General features: G+C 71.3%; 18 protein-coding genes. 14 read left to right on the top strand and 4 right to left on the bottom strand.

What is annotated here, in order from left to right; all coding sequences use genetic code 11:
• The first annotated feature begins 1 nt into the window (after position 1).
• On the top strand, positions 2-481 hold the full coding sequence (locus AOP78_RS10000) for a DUF3180 domain-containing protein (protein WP_062203809.1): 480 nt from the start codon (positions 2-4) through the stop codon (positions 479-481).
• Between the two features lie 60 nt (positions 482-541).
• On the opposite strand, the gene AOP78_RS09995 is transcribed toward AOP78_RS10000, so the two are convergent.
• On the bottom strand, positions 542-1,909 hold the full coding sequence (locus AOP78_RS09995; protein WP_152659492.1) for a hypothetical protein: 1,368 nt from the start codon (positions 1,907-1,909) through the stop codon (positions 542-544).
• Positions 1,910-2,161: 252 nt separating this feature from the next.
• Here AOP78_RS09995 and AOP78_RS09990 point away from each other — a divergent pair, with 252 nt between their 5' ends.
• The 5 genes from AOP78_RS09990 (at position 2,162) to AOP78_RS09970 (ending at position 8,041) form a co-directional block, all read left to right on the top strand.
• A complete protein-coding gene (locus AOP78_RS09990; protein WP_062203806.1) occupies positions 2,162-2,641 on the top strand; it encodes a PH domain-containing protein in 480 nt (159 codons plus the stop codon).
• Between the two features lie 5 nt (positions 2,642-2,646).
• Complete coding sequence (locus AOP78_RS09985; protein ID WP_152659491.1) at positions 2,647-4,413, top strand: PH domain-containing protein; 1,767 nt, start codon at positions 2,647-2,649, stop codon at positions 4,411-4,413.
• On the top strand, positions 4,410-5,360 hold the full coding sequence (locus AOP78_RS09980; protein WP_062203802.1) for a Rossmann-like and DUF2520 domain-containing protein: 951 nt from the start codon (positions 4,410-4,412) through the stop codon (positions 5,358-5,360). The genes AOP78_RS09985 and AOP78_RS09980 overlap by 4 nt, the downstream gene beginning before the upstream one ends.
• A complete protein-coding gene (gene panC, locus AOP78_RS09975) occupies positions 5,357-6,211 on the top strand; it encodes a pantoate--beta-alanine ligase (RefSeq protein ID WP_062203799.1) in 855 nt (284 codons plus the stop codon). The genes AOP78_RS09980 and panC overlap by 4 nt, the downstream gene beginning before the upstream one ends.
• A 138-nt stretch (positions 6,212-6,349) precedes the next feature.
• Positions 6,350-8,041 (top strand): L-aspartate oxidase, encoded by a 1,692-nt coding sequence (locus AOP78_RS09970; protein WP_062203796.1) that lies wholly within the window; start codon positions 6,350-6,352, stop codon positions 8,039-8,041.
• A gap of 225 nt (positions 8,042-8,266) precedes the next feature.
• On the opposite strand, the gene AOP78_RS09965 is transcribed toward AOP78_RS09970, so the two are convergent.
• Both AOP78_RS09965 and AOP78_RS09960 read right to left on the bottom strand, forming a co-directional pair.
• Complete coding sequence (locus AOP78_RS09965) at positions 8,267-9,949, bottom strand: FAD-dependent oxidoreductase (RefSeq protein WP_062203793.1); 1,683 nt, start codon at positions 9,947-9,949, stop codon at positions 8,267-8,269.
• A gap of 211 nt (positions 9,950-10,160) precedes the next feature.
• Complete coding sequence (locus AOP78_RS09960; protein WP_062203789.1) at positions 10,161-10,430, bottom strand: metal-sensitive transcriptional regulator; 270 nt, start codon at positions 10,428-10,430, stop codon at positions 10,161-10,163.
• Positions 10,431-10,523: 93 nt separating this feature from the next.
• On the opposite strand from AOP78_RS09960, the gene nadC reads away from it, so the two are divergent.
• The 6 genes from nadC to AOP78_RS09930 all read left to right on the top strand — a co-directional run bounded on the left by nadC (position 10,524) and on the right by AOP78_RS09930 (position 16,117).
• A complete protein-coding gene (nadC, locus tag AOP78_RS09955) occupies positions 10,524-11,471 on the top strand; it encodes a carboxylating nicotinate-nucleotide diphosphorylase (protein WP_083980003.1) in 948 nt (315 codons plus the stop codon).
• A 356-nt stretch (positions 11,472-11,827) separates the two neighbouring features.
• The gene (lysS, locus tag AOP78_RS09950) at positions 11,828-13,291 is read left to right on the top strand and encodes a lysine--tRNA ligase (RefSeq protein ID WP_083980002.1); all 1,464 of its coding nucleotides are present in this window, start codon (positions 11,828-11,830) and stop codon (positions 13,289-13,291) included.
• A gap of 1 nt (position 13,292) precedes the next feature.
• Positions 13,293-13,502: a hypothetical protein gene (locus AOP78_RS09945; protein ID WP_439645035.1), complete on the top strand. Its 210-nt coding sequence runs from the start codon at positions 13,293-13,295 to the stop codon at positions 13,500-13,502.
• 320 nt (positions 13,503-13,822) lie between these two features.
• On the top strand, positions 13,823-14,149 hold the full coding sequence (locus tag AOP78_RS09940) for a histone-like nucleoid-structuring protein Lsr2 (RefSeq protein WP_062203783.1): 327 nt from the start codon (positions 13,823-13,825) through the stop codon (positions 14,147-14,149).
• On the top strand, positions 14,149-15,204 hold the full coding sequence (locus AOP78_RS09935) for a lactonase family protein (protein WP_062203780.1): 1,056 nt from the start codon (positions 14,149-14,151) through the stop codon (positions 15,202-15,204). Before AOP78_RS09940 ends, AOP78_RS09935 begins: the two co-directional genes overlap by 1 nt.
• A 169-nt stretch (positions 15,205-15,373) precedes the next feature.
• Entirely contained in the window at positions 15,374-16,117 is a 744-nt protein-coding gene (locus AOP78_RS09930) for a phosphoglyceromutase (RefSeq protein WP_062203778.1), read from the top strand.
• Positions 16,118-16,445: 328 nt separating this feature from the next.
• Here the strand turns inward: AOP78_RS09930 and phoU are convergent, their stop codons facing one another.
• The gene (gene phoU / locus AOP78_RS09925) at positions 16,446-17,105 is read right to left on the bottom strand and encodes a phosphate signaling complex protein PhoU (protein ID WP_062203775.1); all 660 of its coding nucleotides are present in this window, start codon (positions 17,103-17,105) and stop codon (positions 16,446-16,448) included.
• A 132-nt stretch (positions 17,106-17,237) separates the two neighbouring features.
• Between phoU and AOP78_RS09920 the strand changes: the two genes are divergently transcribed.
• Together AOP78_RS09920 and AOP78_RS09915 are read left to right on the top strand one after the other, a co-directional pair.
• Positions 17,238-18,383, top strand: coding sequence for a sensor histidine kinase (locus AOP78_RS09920; RefSeq protein ID WP_083980000.1), 1,146 nt, complete (start codon positions 17,238-17,240; stop codon positions 18,381-18,383).
• Positions 18,380-19,081 carry a response regulator gene (locus AOP78_RS09915; RefSeq protein WP_062203772.1) on the top strand — a complete coding sequence of 234 codons (702 nt, stop codon included), beginning with the start codon at positions 18,380-18,382 and terminating at the stop codon, positions 19,079-19,081. Before AOP78_RS09920 ends, AOP78_RS09915 begins: the two co-directional genes overlap by 4 nt.
• Positions 19,082-19,106: the final 25 nt, after the last annotated feature.

Raw genomic sequence — 19,106 nt, 5'->3', positions numbered from 1 at the left:
CGTGTCCCACCTGACCTGGCGTCGGCTCGCCGCCTGGGCGGGCGTCTCGCTCGCGCTCGCGTGGGCGCTCGGCGCGCTGCTCCTCGGCCGCGGCAACCCGCCCGTGACCGTGCCCCTGTCGCTGCCCCTCGGCTGCCTCATCGCTGGCGGCATCGCGATCTGGACGGGGTGGACGGTGCGCTCCTACCAGCGGGGCGACCGGCATCACCTCGCGCCGCTGCGCGCGCTCAGGACCGCCGCGTTCGCGCAGGCGTGCGCCTACACGGGCGCGGTGCTGGGCGGCGTCTTCGGCGGCTACGCGCTGTCGCTGCTGGCCTACTGGGACCACGCGCCGCGCCGACAGGTGGCGATCGAGGCGTTCGTCGCGGCAGGCGCCGCGCTGCTCATGCTCGTCGCGGGCATCGTCGCCGAGCGGTGGTGCAGGATCGACGACGACTCGGACGATGCGTCGGGCGCCGACGCCGGGGCCGCGCCCGCCTAGGAGCGACCCGCCCGACGGTGATGAGCCGCGCCACGACGGGCCAGCCAGTGGCTCCGCCGATCAGGTTCCGTCGCGGTTGAGCAGCAGCACTCCTGCGCTGTCCGACGCGATGGAGAAGCCATCAGGGATCGTCTCACGGTCGTACTGGATGACGCCGTCCGCGGATTCGATCTGCTGTGCGATCCTCTCGAGGTCCGCCGGCGTTCGGAAGTCGACGGCCTCTGGGTCGGATCCGGCAATGCTGACGAGCCAGAATCCCAAGGGGTCGACGTCGAAGGCGCAGCCGTTCTGAATGTTCTTCCGCACCGCGTCGGCCTGGATGAGCTCGGTCGGATATCCCCACACGCACGACCTCGTTGAGCTCCACGCGGCGATCTCGGCTGGTCTGAGGTCGGAGCTCTCGATGCTGAGTGCGCTCTTGGCCACGGCGAGCATCGCGACGAGTGCCGCTGCCGTCGCCAGTGCGATCTGGAGCGGCTGGCGGCGAATCAGGCCCACGGCGTGACCGATCGACAGCGAGAGGGGCGCGATGACCCATGTGGCGTAGTGATAGTAGAAGGTGTTGCTCAGCAGGACGGCGATCAGATGGGTGATCGCGAGCAGACCCCAGAACACCGGGTCGTCCCACGTGGCGGCAGGCGTGCGCCGCACCAAGGCGCGTATCCCGGGAAGCAGCGCCAGCAGGGTGAACACCGCGAACACGAGACCAGCGACGAACCATGACAAGGATGCGTCTGCGGTTGCGAAGAACTCCATGCGCGTGACGAAGGATCTGCCCTCATCGGGGCGCAGGAGCTGAGTCACGACCGTCTGCTCCCACATCTGGGTGGGAGCGGCGATGAAGAACGGCAGAGCCACGACGCCCGCGGCAGCCGCCGCGCCGGTGATGAATCGCCACGCGCCATGCCATCCCAGGCGCGCATAGGCCATTCCCGCGAGGAGCGCGACGTCCAGGATCGCCCAGTACTTCACGCTGAGCGCCAGCCCCACGAGCATCCCGGCGGACAGTGCGGCGCGGCGCGTGCCTCGGCTCATCAGGAGCAGCGCGGCCAGCAGCAGGAGGTTGAGCACCGGCTCGAGCATGTACTTCTGCTCGGTGTCCACCGCCGCCGGCCAGATGGCGTAGAGCCCCGAGCCGACGATCATCGCTGGGGCTCCGAACCTGCGCAGGAGCAGGGCGATGAGGACCGTGGACCCGACGGCGGTCAACGCTCCGAGAACCCGGGTGGTCGCGAACGCGACGGGCTCGCCCCATACGTCGGCGAGCGATGCCCACGGCGTGAGCCACAGGAGCGAACCAGGCGGGTGCAGGTAGACGAAGTCGTGGTACGGCAGCTCGCCCGACAACAGCGAGAGCGCGCCGGCGAACATGACGCCGTCGTCGTACTCCTGCTTCGTGAAGATGGCCCCTGGGGCGAGATAGGGCATGAAGCGCGTGGCGAACGCTACGCTCCCGACCGCTAGGACGATCCAGAGGTGCGACCGATGTCGCTGCTTCTGATCCCCCATGACGCTGAATCCTAACGGTGTCAATGCGTCGGGATCCCGCAGGTATCTTCCGTAGGAAGCACCGGTGCGGCGGAGCTCGCCGTCGTCGTCCCGGGCTCAACGACGTGCCCCACCTGCGCATCGTCCCCAGGACGGATCCCCAGCGTCGGACCCCTTTGGCAGACTGGACCCATGACCTGGTTCGAGCCCGAGGGCGCCTCGTGGACGTACGTGGATCGCAAGCTGATCCCCGCCCGGCTGATCACGTTCGCGGTACCCGCGCTGCTGATGCTCGCCGCGACCGTCGTGCCGGCCGTGATCTTCGGCGGCGCGGTGTGGATCGCGCCCGCGGTCGTCGCCGTGGGCGTCGCGTGGACCACGTGGGTGATCGTGCGGCAGGTGGGCGCGCACGCGTGGGCCGAGCGGGACGACGACCTGCTCGTCAAGCGCGGGCGCATGTTCAGGCGCGTCACGGTGGTGCCCTACGGCCGCATGCAGTTCGTGGAGGTCGAGGCCGGCCCGGTCGCGCGCGCCCTCGGCCTCGCGCGCGTCCAGCTGCACACCGCCTCCCCAGGCACCGACGCGTCGATCTCCGGCGTGCCGACCCAGGAGGCCGCGCGCCTGCGCGACCGCCTCACGGCCCGCGGCGAGGCGACGCTGGCGGGACTGTGACGACCATGGTCAACACCGCGCCGCGCGAGTGGACGCGGATGCATCCCGTCTCGCCGTTCCTCGGCGCGTGGTCGGTGTTCGGCGCGATCGGCGCCTACTGGTTCTTCAACAACGCGCCCGAGTGGGCCGGCGGCGGGGGCGACGGGTGGCGCCCGGCGATCATCACGCTCGTCCTGATCGGCCTCGTCATCGCGGTCTTCGTGGTCGCGGGCGCGTACCTGTCGTGGCGCATGACGACCTACCGGATCACCGACGACTCGGTCGAGCTGCGCAAGGGCATCCTGTTCCGGCAGAGCAAGCAGGCGAGGCTCGACCGGCTCCAGGCGGTCGACGTGGTCCAGCCGCTGCTCGCGCGCGTCTTCGGCTTCGCGGCCGTGCGCATCGAGGTCGCCGGCGGCGAGGGCTCGACCGTCGCGCTCGAGTACCTCCGCCTCGGCGACGCCGAGGCGCTGCGCAACGAGATCCTCGCGCTCGCGGCGGGCATCAAGCAGGCCCGCCAGGGAACGGCGATCCCAGGGACGATGCCGGGCACAGGGACGATGCTGGGGTCGGGTCCCAGCGTGGGCGCCGGGCTCGCGGGTGCCGGGCCAGCGGGCGCCGGGTTCTCCGGCGGCGCCGAGGCGTCCGAGCACGGATCTGAGCACGGTTCGGATCACGGCGCGGTCCTGCGCGACTTCATCCCCGGCGCGGATCAGGGAGTCCCGGCGATCGCGGCCGCGGCCGAGCGCGACCTGCTCGTGGTGCCTCCCGGCAGGCTGATCGGATCGATCGTCCTGTCGGGCCCGTTCCTGTGGCTCGCCGCGATCCCGCTCGGCCTGCTCGTCGCGGTGCTCGTGCTGACCTCCGAGGTCGAGCACATGCTGTTCGCGATCATCGGCAGCTCGTTCGCGGGCCTCATCCCGGTCCTGTTCGCGGGGGCGGGATTCGTGTGGAGCCGCCTCAACACCGGCTTCGGCTTCGTCGCCGGCATCTCCGCGGACGGGGTGCGGCTGCGCCACGGGCTGCTCGAGACCCGCCGCCAGACCGTGCCGCCGGGCCGCGTGCAGGCGGTGCAGATGCATCAGCCGCTGCTGTGGCGCCGGCGCGGGTGGTGGCGCCTGAGCGTCAACGTCGCCGGCTATCAGGAGAGCGAGGCGAACGTCTCGACCCTGCTGCCCGTCGGCACCCAGGCCGACGCGCTCGCCGCGCTGTGGCTCGTGCTGCCCGACCTCGGCGACCCCGATCCCGCGGGCACCATCGCGCGCGCGATGACCGGCACGGGCGCGGAAGGCGGGTTCACGGCGTCGCCCCGGAGCTCCCGCTGGTTCGACCCGTTCCAGTGGAAGCATCGCGGCGTGCGCGCGACCGACACCGCGCTGCTCATCCGGCAGGGACGGTGGGTGCGCGAGCTCGTCGTCGTGCCCCACGAGCGCACCCAGTCGCTCGGGCTCTCGCAGGGACCGCTGCAGCGCGCCGCGGAGGTCGCCACCGTCGTCGTCCATTCGACGCCTGGGCCAGTCTCGCCGGTCGCCTGCCATCTCTCCCGGGACGATGCGTTCGCCCTGCTCGAGGAGCAGGCCGCGCGGGCCGCGACGTCGCGCAAGCGCCAGACGCCCGAGCAGTGGCTCGCGACGGTCGTCCCTGCCGTCGACGAGGTGCTCGCGGGGGACGATGTGACGGTCGCGCCCGACGGCGAGCGACCTGCGCAGCGGGGTGACGCGCCGGGCAGCGGCGGGCTGACGGACAACCAGGTGCCCGATCCGACCCAGCACACGCCCGGAGGCGAGCGATGACCGAACCGTCTCAGCGTCCCGGCCGGCTCGCGATCGGCATCGTCGGCGCGGGCAAGGTGGGCGCGGTTCTCGGCTCCCTGCTGCGCGAGGCCGGCCACGAGGTCGTCGGCGCCTCGGGCTCGTCCGAGGAGTCGATCGAACGCATCGACACCCTCCTGCCGGGCGTCCCGCGCAGGGACCCCGACGAGGTGGTCCGCGCGAGCGACCTCGTCCTGCTCACCGTGCCCGACGACCAGATCGAGCCGCTCGTCGCGGGCCTCGCGACGCTCGGCGCCTGGCGCGCGGGGCAGCTCGTCGTCCACTGCGCCGGCCGCCACGGCACGGGGATCCTCTCCGACGCGGCCGCGGCCGGCGCGATCCCGCTCGCGATCCATCCCGCGATGACCTTCACCGGCACGAGCCTGGACCGCGCCCGGCTGCGCGACGCCGCGTTCGCCGTCACGGCATCGGCCCCGGTCCTGCCCATCGCCCAGGCCCTCGCGGTCGAGATGGGAGGCGAGCCCGTCGTCGTCGCCGAAAGCGACCGCGCCGCTTATCACGCCGCGCTCGTGCACGGCGCGAACCACGTCGTGACCGCGGTCGCGCAGGCGAGCGCCGTGCTCGCTCGCCTCGGATTCGACAACCCCGGCCGCGTGCTCGGCCCGCTCACCCACGCGTCGGTCGACGGCGCGCTCGGCGACGCCCCCGGGGCCGTCACCACCCTCACCGGTCCCGTGGTCCGCGGCGACTCCGGTACCGTGGCTGCGCATCTCGCGGCGCTCGCGAGCACGCCCGACACCCTCGCCGCGTACCGTGCGATGGCTCAGGCCACCGCCGACCTCGCCTTCGCGGGCGGGCGGCTGGGCCCCGACGGCTACGCGGCCGTCATCGCGGCGCTCGGACTGGGGCCCGACGACCTCGGTGCCGAGGACACCGGTGCTGCGGGGCACGACCAGGAGGACCGATGAGGATCATCACCACGCTCGAGGAGCTGCGCGCGCTCGAGCCGCCGCGCCACGGCGAGAGTCCCGGCCGGCGCGCCGTCGTGATGACCATGGGAGCCCTCCACGCGGGCCACCTCGCGCTCATGCGCACCGCGCGCACCTCGGCCGACCAGGTGGTCGCGACCATCTTCGTCAACCCGCTCCAGTTCAACGACGCGGACGACCTCGACAACTACCCGCGCACGCTCGAGGCGGACGCCGCGCTGCTCGAGGGGGTCGGCGTCGACGTCCTCTTCGCTCCCGACCTGACCACCATGTACCCCGACGGCGATCCCACCGTCACCGTGAACGCAGGCGCGATCGGCGACATCCTGGAAGGCGCGCATCGTCCCGGGCACTTCGACGGCATGCTGACCGTCGTCCTCAAGCTCATGCACCTCGTCCAGCCCGACGTCGCGTTCTTCGGCCAGAAGGACGCGCAGCAGCTCATCGCGATCCGCGCGATGGTGAGGGACCTGGACCTTCCCGTCAGCATCGTCCCCGTGCCGACCGTGCGCGACTCCGACGGCCTCGCGCTCAGCTCGCGCAACGTCCACCTGACCGACGACGAGCGCGCCCGCGCGCTGTCGCTGTCGCGCGCGCTCAACGCGGCGCGCGCGGCCGCCGAGACCGGCGCCTCCAGGGACGATGCGCTCGCCGCCGGGCGCGAGATCCTCGCCTCCACCTCGGGGGTCGAGGTCGACTACCTCGAGGCGCTCGACCCCGCCGACGCGCAGCCCGTGCCCTCCGGGTATCGCGGCGACGTCGTGATCGCCGTCGCGGCGCACGTCGGCGCGACCCGACTGATCGACAACGTCCTCACGCACCTGCGGTGACGCGCGACGGGCGCCGTCCCGCCGCATCGTCCCTGTGCAAGCCTGACTGTGCGAGCCCGGCCGGGCGGCCGTGACCCGGCGATCGCGACCGGGCGACCGTGACACTGAGGCACCCCGCGCGGGCATAGTCTGAGGCGCATGACCCGTTTCGTGCAGCGCCTGCGTTCCCCCGAGCCCGGATGGACTGCCCAGGCCGACGTCATCGTCGTCGGGTCCGGGATCGCCGGCCTGACCGCCGCGCTCGAGCTGCGCCAGAAGGTCGACCGCGTCCTCGTCGTCACCAAGGGCGAGCTGCTGTCCGGCTCGACCATGTGGGCGCAGGGCGGCATCGCCGCCGCGCTCGACCCCGAGGACACGCCCGACGAGCACCTCGAGGACACCCTCGTCGCCGGCGCGGGCACGTGCTCGCCCGGGGCCGTGCGCGCGCTCGTCACCGAGGGGCCGGACCGCGTGCGCGAGCTCGTCGCCCGCGGAGCGAACTTCGACACCCAGGCCGACGGCTCGATCACGCTCACCCGTGAGGGCGGCCACCACCGCGACCGCATCGCGCACGCGGGCGGCGACGCGACCGGCGCCGAGATCTCGCGCGCGCTCATCGCGCAGCTCGATGCCGTGCTGGGCGACCCTGGTATCGAGGTCATCGAGCATGCGATGGTCGTCGACCTGCTCACCGCGGCGCCAGACGCCGAGGGCTTCCCCGGTCCCATCTGCGGCGTCACCCTGCACGTGATCGGCGAAGGCTCGCGCGACGGCGTCGGCGCCGCGCTCGCCAAGGCCGTCATCCTCGCGACCGGCGGCATCGGCCAGGTGTTCCTGTCGTCGACGAACCCGTCCTCGGCGACGGCCGACGGCCTTGGCGCCGCGCTGCGTGCCGGCGCCGCGATCGCCGACATCGAGTTCGTCCAGTTCCACCCGACCGTCCTGTGGGAGGGATCGTCCGCGCTGGGTCAGCTGCCGCTCATCTCCGAGGCCGTGCGCGGCGAGGGCGCCTACCTGCTCAACGCCGAGGGCGAGCGGTTCATGGTCGGCCAGCACGAGCTCGCCGAGCTCGCGCCGCGCGACGTGGTGTCCAAGGCGATCGTGCGGATGATGGCCGACGAGGAGTCCGACAACGTCTTCCTCGACTGCCGCCACCTCGGCGCCGACTTCCTCAAGGAGCGCTTCCCGACCATCCACGCGCGGCTCGCGTCGCGCGGCATCGACATGGGCCACGACCTCATCCCGGTCGCGCCCGCGCAGCACTTCCACTCGGGCGGAGTCCTTACGGACCTGCGCGGACGCTCGACCAGGCAGGGGCTGTACGCGGTCGGCGAGGCCGCGTGCTCGGGCGTGCACGGCGCGAACCGGCTCGCCTCGAATTCCCTGCTCGAGGGCCTGGTCTTCGGTACGCGCGCGGCGAAGGACGCGGCGGCCGTGGTCGCGGACGGGGTGGTCACGCAGCACGAGCCGGTGGTCCGCCCCGGACCCGACGCGCTCGTGCCCGCGACGCAGCGTCCGCGCATCCAGAAGCTCGCGCACCACGGTGCGGGGCCGGTGCGCGACGCGGCCGGGCTCGAGCGCTCCGACGTGAAGCTCGAGAGGCTGCGCGAGCAGTTCCACTCCGAGGAGGCCGTGGGCGGCGCCCCGCAGGTCGCCGAGTGGGAGACGTCGAACGTCCTCCAGGCCGCATCGGTCCTGGTCCGCACCGCCTATGCGCGCGAGGAGACCCGCGGCGGGCACCTGCGCACCGACCACCCGAAGCGCGACGAGCGCTGGGAGGTGCGGCAGGCCGCGACGCTCGACCCGGACGGCGCGCTGTCGATGATGAAGGTCCCGCTCGACCTCAGCTGAGGCGCAGCGCACCGCGCACGCGGCCGAGCCGAACCGGCGCCCGGGCCCTCACGACGCCCGCGCCGCGTGAGCGGGTCGGACGGAATGGGGGCCCGGGACGGTTCGGTACGCCGGACAGTCTGAGCCAATCTCAGCGGCGACACCCCGGCGATCAGGCCGGTCGCGCCGCGTGGCGCGGCGTGTCGGATCGAGATTGGTTCAAACTGTCGGCGGCGGGAGTTCGCGTCAGGCGGTCGCGTGCTCCGCGACGCCGGTGACGAGCTCGAGGTCCGGCAGCGCGGTGTTCATCGTGAGCATTCCGCCGTCGAAGTTCGCGGAGTCGAAGCCCTCCTGGTCGAGGATGCGGTGCGCGAGATAGGACCGGAAGCCGGAAGCGCAGTGGACGCGCACCGGCCGCCCGTCCGCAAGCGACCGGATGCGGTCCAGGTTCTCGCGGATCTGGTCGTGGGGGATGTTCACGGCCTCGGGCAGGTGCCCGCGGGTGAACTCGCCGGGCGAGCGGACGTCGAGGATGAACGCGTTCTCGCGCGCCCACTCGACGTCGGACGCGTGCCACAGCTTGAGCGTGCCGAGCACCGTGTTCTGCATCATGAAGCCGAGCATGTTGACGGGGTCCTTCGCGGAGCCGAAGGGCGGCGCGTAGGCGAGCTCGAGCTCGGCCAGGTCGTCGGCGTCGAACTCGGCGCGCAGCGAGGTCGCGAGCACGTCGATGCGCTTGTCCACGCCGGCGCGGCCGACGCCCTGGGCGCCGAGCAGCTTGCCCTCGGGGGAGAACACGGCCATGAGGTGCACCTGGTCCGCGCCGGGGTAGTAGCCCGCGTGGTTGAGGTGGTGGGTGTGGTGCACGACGTGCTCGATGCCTGCCTGGTCGAGCATGCGGGGCGAGGCGCCGGTCATCGCGGCGGTGAGGCCGAAGACCTTGACGATCGCGGTGCCGAGCACGGGCTTGGCCGGCTTGGCGACGCCCATGATCGACTCGGCGGCGCGTCGTCCCTGACGGTTCGCGGGGCCGGCGAGCGGCACGGGTCCGGTGACGCCAGTCACCTGGTTCTTCACGGCGATCGCGTCGCCGACGGCCCAGATGCTCGGGTCGGCGGTGCGCTGCTCGTCGTCGACGATGATCGCGCCGCGCTCGTCGACCTCGAGGCCGGCGTCGGCCGCGAGCGAGGAGTTCGGGCGGACGCCCACGGAGACGACGACGATGTCGACGTCGGCCGAGGCGCCATTGGTGAGGGTGACGGTGACGCCGGCGCCGGACTCGGCGGGCGCGACGCCCGCGGCGGCGAGGCCCGTGACGACGTCGACGCCGTTCGCGGTGAGCTCGAGCTCGACCAGGCGCGCCATCTCGGGCGCGAGCGGCGGCAGCACCTGGGGCGCCATCTCGATCAGCGCGACCTCGAGGCCGCGCTCGCGCAGCGCCTCGGCGGTCTCGAGCCCGATGAAGCCGGCGCCCAGGACGGCCGCGGTCTTCGCGGAGCCGACGCGGGCCGCGAGGGCGGTCGCGTCGTCGACGGTGCGCAGGTGCGTGACCTCGGGCAGGTCCATGCCGGGGATCGGCGGGGTGAACGCGGTGGCGCCGGGGGAGAGCACGAGCGCGTCGTACGAGACGACCTCGCTGCCCTCGGGGCCGATGACGGTCACGGTCTTGGCCTCGCGGTCGATCGAGGTGACCTCGGTGTCCACCCGCACGTCGAGGCCGAGCGAGGCGCCCAGCGTCCTGGGGGTGTGCAGGAGGAGGGCGTCGCGGGACTCGATGTCCCCGCCCACGTGGTACGGCAGGCCGCAGTTCGCGAACGAGACGTCCGGGCCCTTCTCGAAGACGATGATCTCGGCCGACTCGTTGAGGCGGCGGGCGCGCGCGGCGGCGCTCATGCCTCCGGCGACTCCTCCGACGATGACGATGCGCATGGTGTTCCTTCCACAGAGTGATGACCCCACGGTAACAGATACCCCAGGGGGTATGCGAGACCTTGGTCCTCCAGGTCCGTCAGCAGTGCGCGAAGTCCCGTGTTCTCAACGGTAATACCAGGGACGATGCGTTCGCGGGTAGGTGAGGTGTCAACCTTGGCGACGTGGAAGGGAACAGGGACGATGCGGCACGCGCCGCATCGTCCAGGTGTCAGGACAGCGCCATGAACATCTTCTCGAGGCGGACCTTGGCATCCGCCGCGTCCTCTCCCTCGAGGATGCACTGCTGCAGGCCCGACGCGATCATCGTGAAGCCCGCGCGATCGATCGCCTTGGACACGGCGGCGAGCTGCGTGACGATGTCACCGCACTCGCGACCCTCTTCGACCATGCGCAGCACGCCCGCGAGCTGTCCGTGCGCGCGGCGCAGACGCTTGACGACGGGCTCGAGCTCCTCGGCGGAGAGGTGGACCTCGGACATTCGGGCCTCCAAAGCACTAGATGACAGCAAAGGATACCCCTCCCCGTACCCCCTTCCCAAGGACGTGCGCCCTTTTCGTGCCACGATGTCCCCATGAGCGCTCCGAGTGACACTCTCGCCGACCAGGGCACCGTCCCCGTCCACCCCGAGCAGCAGCCTCAGGACCGTCCCCTGTCGGCGTCATGGCTGGCCGACGTCGTGCGGCGCACGCTGAGCGAGGACCTCGGCGGCTTCCCCGGTCGCGACGTGACGACCCAGGCGACCATCCCCGCGACCACCCAGGTGTCCGCGCGCATCGTCATGCGCGAGGACGGGGTCGTCGCCGGCATCGACGTGATCCCGGTCGCGCTCGCCGAGGTGGCGGTGCGGCTCGGGCTGCCGCGGCCCCAGGTCGAGCTTCTCGTCGCCGACGGCGACCGCCTCGCCGCGGGCACGACGATCGCCACGATCGAGGGCGCGGGCCACGTCGTGCTGATCGCCGAGCGCACCATGCTCAACCTCGTCTCGCGCGCGTGCGGCGTCGCGACCCACACCGCACGCTGGGCGACCGCGCTCACCGGCACCGGCGCCAAGGTGCTCGACACCCGCAAGACCACCCCCGGCCTGCGCGAGCTCGAGAAGTACGCGGTCCGCTGCGGCGGCGGCGTCAACAAGCGGATCGGGCTGTACGACTGCGCGATGATCAAGGACAACCACATCGCCGCCGCCGGATCGATCACCGGCGCGATCGAGGCCATCCGCGAGGCCTTCCCCGACGTCCCCGTGCAGGTCGAGGTCGAGGACGCCGCGGGCGCGCGCGAGGCGCTCAAGGCCGGCGCGAGGTTCCTCATGCTCGACAACATGCCGATCGAGGAGATGACCGCGCTCGTCGCGGACGTCCGCGCGCGCGAGAAGAAGATCGGGCCGGTGCTCATCGAGGCGACCGGCGGGCTCACGCTCAAGAACGCCGCCGACGTCGCGGCGACCGGCGTGGACTACATGTCGGTCGGCGCGCTCACGCACAGCTCGCCGATCATCGACCTGGGCCTCGACCTGGACTGAGCCGGGCCGGCCGAGCGGGCCCGGGCAGCGAAGGCGCTCGCCGAGCCCGAGGCACCCGAGGCAACTGCCGCATCGTCCCTGCCCCAGCATCGTTCCTCTCCCATGCACTCCGCACGGATCTGAATCCGACACCCCGACGACGCGCCGACTCCAACCCGCGACACGCTCGCGTGTCGCGCGTGAATCCGTGCGTAGTGCATGGCGGGAAGCTTGGACGATGCAGAGGCGGGGACGATGCGGAGGTAGGCAGGCCGGGCCCGGGACCCCCGCGAAATGCGGCGGCCGGTGCCGCCGGTACCCTAGAGGGCGTGACTGACCAGCCTGCTCTCCCCGCTGATGACGACCTCCCCGACCAGATGCGTGTGCGGCGCGCCAAGCGCGACCGCCTCATCGAGGCCGGCGGCGAGGCGTACCCCGTGGTCGTGGACCGCACGCACGAGATCGCGGACGTCAAGAAGTCGTACGACCACCTCGAGGCAGGCGAGGAGACCGAGGACGTCGTGGGCGTCGCGGGCCGCGTCGTCTTCATCCGCAACACGGGCAAGCTGTGCTTCGCGTCCATCCAGGACGGCGCGGGCGAGCGCCTCCAGATCATGCTGAGCCTCGCCGAGGTCGGCGAGGACTCGCTCGCCGCCTTCAAGGGCGACGTCGACCTGGGCGACCACCTGTTCGCCAAGGGCCGCGCGATCAAGTCCAAGCGCGGCGAGGTCTCCGTCTTCGCGTCGGAGTGGGCCATCGCGTCCAAGGCGCTGCGCCCCCTGCCGGTCCTGCACAAGGACCTGGCCGAGGACACCCGCGTGCGCCAGCGCTACGTGGACCTCATCGCGCGCCCGCTGGCCCGCGACACCGTCCGCCAGCGCGCGACGCTGAACCGCAGCCTGCGTGAGAGCCTGCACAGCCGCGGCTTCATCGAGGTCGAGACCCCGATGCTCCAGACCCAGCCCGGCGGCGCCGCGGCGCGTCCGTTCGTCACGCACATGAACGCGTACGACATCGACCTCTACATGCGCATCGCGCCCGAGCTGTTCCTCAAGCGCGCGGCCGTCGGCGGCGTCGAGAAGGTCTTCGAGATCAACCGCAACTTCCGTAACGAGGGCGCGGACAGCTCGCACAGTCCCGAGTTCTCGATGCTCGAGGCCTACGAGGCGTACGGCAGCTACGACACGATGGCCGAGCTCACGCGCAGCCTGGTCCAGGGTGCCGCCGACGACATCTTCGGAACGCAGGTCGTGACGCTCGTCGACGGCACGGAGTACGACCTCTCCGGCGACTGGACCACGCTCGACATGTACGGCTCGCTGTCCGAGGCGATCGGCGAGGAGATCACGCACGACACCTCGGTCGCGGACCTCGAGATGCTGTGCGACCGCTTCGAGATCTCGGTCGACCCCAAGCGCGTCAACCACGGCAAGCTCGTCGAGGAGTTGTGGGAGCACCACGTCGGCGCGACCCTCAGCGCGCCGACCTTCGTGCGCGACTTCCCCGTCGAGACCAGCCCCCTCACGCGCGATCACCGCACCAAGAAGGGGATCGTCGAGAAGTGGGACCTGTACGTGCGCGGCTTCGAGCTCGCGACCGCGTACTCCGAGCTCGTCGACCCGGTCATCCAGCGCGAGCGCTTCGAGCAGCAGGCCCGCATGGCCGCGCAGGGCGACGACGAGGCGATGCGCCTCGACGAGGACTTCCTCGCCGCGATGGAGTACGCGATGCCCCCGAGCGGCGGCATGGGCATGGGCATCGACCGCCTGCTCATGGCGCTCACGGGCCTCGGCATCCGCGAGACCATCACCTTCCCGCTCGTGAAGCCCAGCGAGGGCTGACGTGGACAGCACCATGATCGCGATCGCGGTCGGCATCATCCCGAGCATCGGCGTCGGGCTGCTGTTCTGGTTCGTGATGCGCACGATCATCCGCGCGGACCGCAACGAGCGCGCCGCGATCGCCGAGCAGGAGGCCGCCGAGGCGGCTCGGAGCGCGGGGGCGACGCAGACACCGGCCGCCGAGCCCACCCAGGGCACCGACGCGGCCTAGCCTCGGCTGCGCCGCCCGGACGATGCGGCGGTCGCCCTGGCATCGTCCACGATGCCCGGCAGGGTATTTTCACCAATTTTCTGTCGGTCATCTGTCCGGCATTTCGTGTGGATATTGTCACAGGAAATGCGTCTCGAGTTGCGAGTTCCGGCGCTGTTGCTTATGTGGGGAGGAATTCCTCCTTCTCTGTGGCTCTCCACAGATATTGCGGAGACTTCGCCTTTTTCGAGATAGCAGTGTCTATGCTTGCCTCGAGGGGACAAGATGCGCGGTTCTCCCGAATTTGAGAAGACCGCCACGATTCCGCGGAAGGAGCCACGATGGCTCAGAAGGTCCAGGTAGTTCTTATCGACGACATCGACGGCGGCGCTGCTGTCGAGACCGTCTCTTTCGCCGTGGACGGCACCAAGTACGAAATTGATTTGAACGCCGACAATGCCGCGCAGCTGCGCGACGATCTCGCGAAGTGGACCGTCAAAGCGCGAAAGGTCTCGACCGTGTCCCGCGGGCGCCGTTCGCTTTCCACCCGCAAGTCAGGCACGGACGCGCACGACATCCGTGAATGGGCGCGCGCCGAGGGCATGGAGGTCCCCGAGCGGGGCCGCGTCTCGCGCGAGCTGCGCGACGCCTACGACGCCGCGCACTGATGTCCTCACTGTGGTGGGGCACCTACCCCGCCGACGGCCTCGGCACGCCCGTGGGCAAGGGCGAGGGGCTGTGGCGACAGGACGATGACGAGGCGGCCGAGCAGGTGCTCGAGCTGCCCGCGCCGTCGTTCCTCGTCGCTCATCCGAGCAGGCCGCTGCTGTACGCGGTGTCCGAGGCGCCGGCGTCGATGGTGCACGCGATCGATGTGTCAGACGCCGCCGAGCCCAAGCTCGCCGGGTCCGTCAAGACGGGCGGCACCGACGCGTGCCACCTGCTGCTGTCGCCCGAGGCGGACGAGCTCTACGTGAGCCACTACGGCTCGGGTGACGTCGCCGTCGTCCCGCTGTTCCCGAACGGCCTTCCCGCGTTCGAGTCGCCGATCCAGTCCCACGCGCACAAGGGTCACGGCCCCCGCAAGGACCGGCAGGAGCGCTCGCACGCGCACTCGGCGACGTTCGCGCCCGACGGCAGGCACGTGCTCGTCGCCGACCTAGGCACCGACGAGCTGCGGCGCTACCGCGTGGGCCCCGGCGGCGTGCTCGAGCCCGACGGCGTCGCGGCGACGCTGCCCGGCGGCGCGGGGCCGCGGCACATGGCCGTGCAGGGCGAGATGATCTACGTCGCGTGCGAGCTCGACGGGATGCTGCGGACGATGCGCTGGGACCCGGTCGCGCGCGAGGCCGTGCTCGTCGACGAGCAGCAGATCACGCACGCCGCGCCGCGCTCGGCGGACGAGGTCGCCGCGTCGCACATCCTGGTGGTCGACGCCATGCTCCTCGTGGGGGTGCGCGGCCCCGACGTCATCGCGATCTTCGACCTCAGCCCCGAGGGATGGCCCCGCTACCGCGCGAGCCTCGACGCCGGCCACTGGCCGCGCTACTTCGCGGCGATCGACGAGCGCCTGCACGTGGGCTGCGAGCGCGGGCACGAGGTGCGGTCGTACTCGCTCGCGCACGTGCGCCGGCTCCCGCCCGAGCAGGAGACCGGCGCGATCGCCGAGCTCCCGTACCGCGCGGCGAAGGTCACGAGCCCGGCCTGCATCGTCCAGCGCTGACGGTCCAGCGCTGACGGTCCAGCGCTGACGGTCCAGCGCTGATCGTCCGGCTCTGGTGCCGCGGCGAGGCGACCCGCGCCGGAAGGCGCGTGGCGCATCGTCCCTGTGCCTCAGATCGCGGGCCATCCGTCCCGGTACCGATGTCACCGCATCCCGCTACTCTGAGTGCATGACGTACACACTGATCCTGCTCCGCCACGGCGAGAGCGACTGGAACTCCAAGAACCTGTTCACCGGCTGGGTGGACGTCCCCCTCAACGAGAAGGGCTGGGGCGAGGCCGTCCGCGGCGGCGAGCTCCTCAAGGCTGAGGGCATCCTGCCCGACGTCCTGCACACCTCGCTCCTGCGTCGGGCCATCATGACCGCGAACCTCGCGCTCGACTCGGCCGACCGCCACTGGATCCCCGTGAAGCGCAGCTGGCGCCTCAACGAGCGTCACTACGGTGACCTCCAGGGCAAGAACAAGGCGGAGACCCTCGAGCAGTTCGGCGAGGAGCAGTTCATGATCTGGCGTCGTTCGTACGACGTCCCGCCGCCCGTCATCTCCGAGGGCAACACCTACACGCAGGAGGGCGACCCCCGCTACGCCGGTGAGCCCGTCCCGAAGACCGAGTGCCTCAAGGACGTCCTCGAGCGCGCCCTGCCGTACTGGGAGTCGGACGTGGTCCCGGACCTCAAGGCCGGCAAGACCGTCATGGTCGCGGCGCACGGCAACTCGCTGCGCGCGATCGTCAAGCACCTCGACGGCATCGCGGACGACGCGATCGTCGGCGTGAACATCCCCACCGGCATCCCGCTCGTCTACCACCTGGACGAGGAGACGCTGAAGCCGACCAACCCCGGTGGCACCTACCTCGACGCCGATGCGGCCGCCGCGGCGATTCAGGCTGTCGCCAACCAGGGAAAGAAGTAGTCTCGAACTAGGAGACGTCCGGTCGGCCTCTCATAGCCCGGCCGGTAAACGAAGGGCCCCCGCCTGAGGCGGGGGCCCTTCGTCGTGTCCGGGCGGCCGTGTCACTGTCAGTTTGAACCGATGTGGGCCCCGACACCCCAGCGTGTCAGGCGATCACGCGGCGTGTCGCCGGGGTGTCGCGCGCGAGATTGGTTCGTACTGTCGGAGGCAGGCGAGTGGGAGGCTGCCGGGAGCCCGGGCGATGCGGGGCGTGGGACGATGCGGGACTCTCCCGGACGCGCGAAGGCCCCCGCCGTGCGGCGGGGGCCTTCGGGTCAGCTGAGAGGCGTCAGATCGACGCGCGCTCGCCCTTGTGGTCGCCCGTGACCAAGTAGACGATGCGGCGCGAGATGCCGACGCCGTGGTCGCCGAAGCGCTCGTAGTAGCGGGCGGCCAGCGCGACGTCGAGTGCCTCCTGACGCGAGCCCTCGAACGAGTCCGCGAGGATGCCGGCGTAGGCCTCGCCGTGCAGGTTGTCGAGCGCGTCGTCGTCCGACACGATCGCCGCGGCCACGTTGAGGTCGCGCTCCTCGAGGAGCTTCGTGATCGCGGCGGCGGTCGCAGCCGACTCGGTCGCGAAGCCCTCGAAGATCTTCCGGTGGGTCTCGGGGATCGCGTGCTCGGGGTAGACGCGGCGCGCGATGCCGGCGATGTGCTCGGCGAGGTCGCCCATGCGCTCGAGCGCGGCGGAGATGCGCAGCGCCGAGATGATCGTGCGCAGGTCGAGGCCCACGGGCTGCTGCTGGGCGATGAGGAGCACGCAGCGCTCGTCGACGGTCTCCTCGAGGTCGTCGAGCTTCTCGTCCTCGGCGATGACGGACTGGGCGAGCTCGACGTTCGCCGTGAGGAGGGCCTCGCTGGCCCGGGTGATCGAGTCCTCGACGAGACGACTCATCGAGACGAGGTCGTCGGCAAGCTCCGACAGCTCGGCGGTGAACAGCGTGCGCATGATGCTCCTTGTGGATCCTGGTTCGGACCCAGTCTTGCATCACTTGCAGGGGTCCCGCCCGACCACGGGTGAACAATCGGTGACGACCGTGAACATTCGGTGAACTCCCTCGGTGCTGGGTACGGTGTGGCCATGACCGGCCTCGACGTGGTGTGGATGCTGCTCGGCCTCGCGGTCGGGTTCGGCATCGGCGTCCTCTCGTTCCGCGGACGCCGCAAGGCGGAGGCGATGGCGCGCACCCTCGTGCCTCATCGGACCCGCGAGGTGCTCAGCGCGATGCAGTCGGGCGCGGTGATCATCCGCCGCGACAGGCGCGCCGCGTTCGCCAACGCGAGGGCCGCGGCCATGGGCGTCGCGCGACTCGACGGCAAGCTCCAGCCCGACGTCGCCGACCTCGCCGAGGAGGCGTGGGCTCACGACGAGCCCCGTGAGCGCGAGGTCGAGGTGCGACGCGGCGTCCTCGGCGCCGTCACCCACGTCCACGTGAGGGTGACGCCGCTCGGCGACGAGCTCGCGTTCGCGGTCGCGAACGACAACACCGAGCTGCGCGCCGCCGAGCAGTCGCGGCGCGAGTTCGCGACGAACGTCTCGCACGAGCTCAAGACCCCGGTCGGGGCCCTGTCCCTCCTCGCCGAGGCCATCGAGGAGGGCGCTGACGACACCGTGATGGTGCGCGACTTCGCCGGCAGGATCCGCAAGGAGTCCCGACGCCTCACCAAGCTCATCCAGGAGATCATCGAGATCTCACGGCTTCAGGGCGACGGGTCGGTGCGGGATCACCAGCCCGTGGAGCTCGTCGCGGTCGCGCATGAGGCGATCGACGGGGCTCGGATCAGCGCCGAGCAGCGGGGCATCGAGCTCGTGGACGCGCTCAACGCGGCCCCCGTGGTGATGGGGGACCACGACCTGCTCGTCATGGCCGTGCGGAACCTGGTCGACAACGCGGTGTCCTACTCGGACGACGGCGCCAAGGTCACGGTGACGGTCGGGGAGGACGACGGCGTCGCGACGGTCTCCGTGATCGACCGCGGCATCGGCATCGACAAGCAGGACCAGGAGCGCATCTTCGAGCGCTTCTACAGGACCGACCCCGCCCGCTCCCGCTCGACAGGCGGCACCGGGCTGGGGCTGAGCATCGTCAAGCACATCGCGCTGCAGCACGCGGGCATGGTGGAGCTGTGGTCGCAGCCGGGGGTCGGCTCGACGTTCACGCTCCGGCTGCAGGCGGAGACCGTCCAGCCCGACGGGCGGACCACCGAGGAGGACACGAACGCATGAGCGAGGCCCACATCCTGATCGTGGAGGACGAGGAGTCGTACCGCGACTCCCTCAAGTACCTGCTGAGCCGCGAGGGGTTCACGGTGTCGACCGCGGAGACCGGCACGCGCGGCGTCGAGATCTTCGAGCGGGAGGGTGCGGACCTGGTGCTGCTGGACCTCATGCTGCCCGGCATGAGCGGCACCGACGTGTTCCGCAGGATCCGCGAGCGCTCCGAGGTGCCGATCATCATGGTCACGGCCAAGGACGAGCAGGTCGACAAGATCATCGGGCTCGAGCTCGGCGCCGACGACTACGTCACGAAGCCCTACAGCGGGCGCGAGCTCGTCGCCCGCGCGCGCTCGGTGCTGCGCCGCTCCGCGGCAGCGTACGACTCGCTGTCGGACGAGCCGGAGCGCGTCACCGTCGCCGGCATCACGATCGACCCCGAGCGCCTCACGATGATCCGCGACGGCCAGACGATGTCGCTCCCACCCAAGGAGTTCGGCCTCCTGCTGCTGCTGGCGCAGAACGCAGGACGCGTCCTTCCCCGTCAGATGATCATCGACCGCGTCTGGGGCGCCGACTACTACGGCGACACCAAGACGCTCGACGTGCACATCAAGCGCCTGCGCGCCCGCATCGAGGCCGACCCGCACAAGCCGCAGCTCATCCAGACGGTGCGCGGCGTCGGCTACACGTTCGAGCCGCCGGCCTGATCGGTCGCGCGCCCGTCGAGCCCCC

The sequence above is a fragment of the Demequina salsinemoris genome (genome assembly GCF_000974805.1).
GTDB lineage: Bacteria > Actinomycetota > Actinomycetes > Actinomycetales > Demequinaceae > Demequina > Demequina salsinemoris.
Note: the sequence above shows the minus strand (reverse complement) of the source record. Positions and strands in the feature narration are given on the sequence as shown.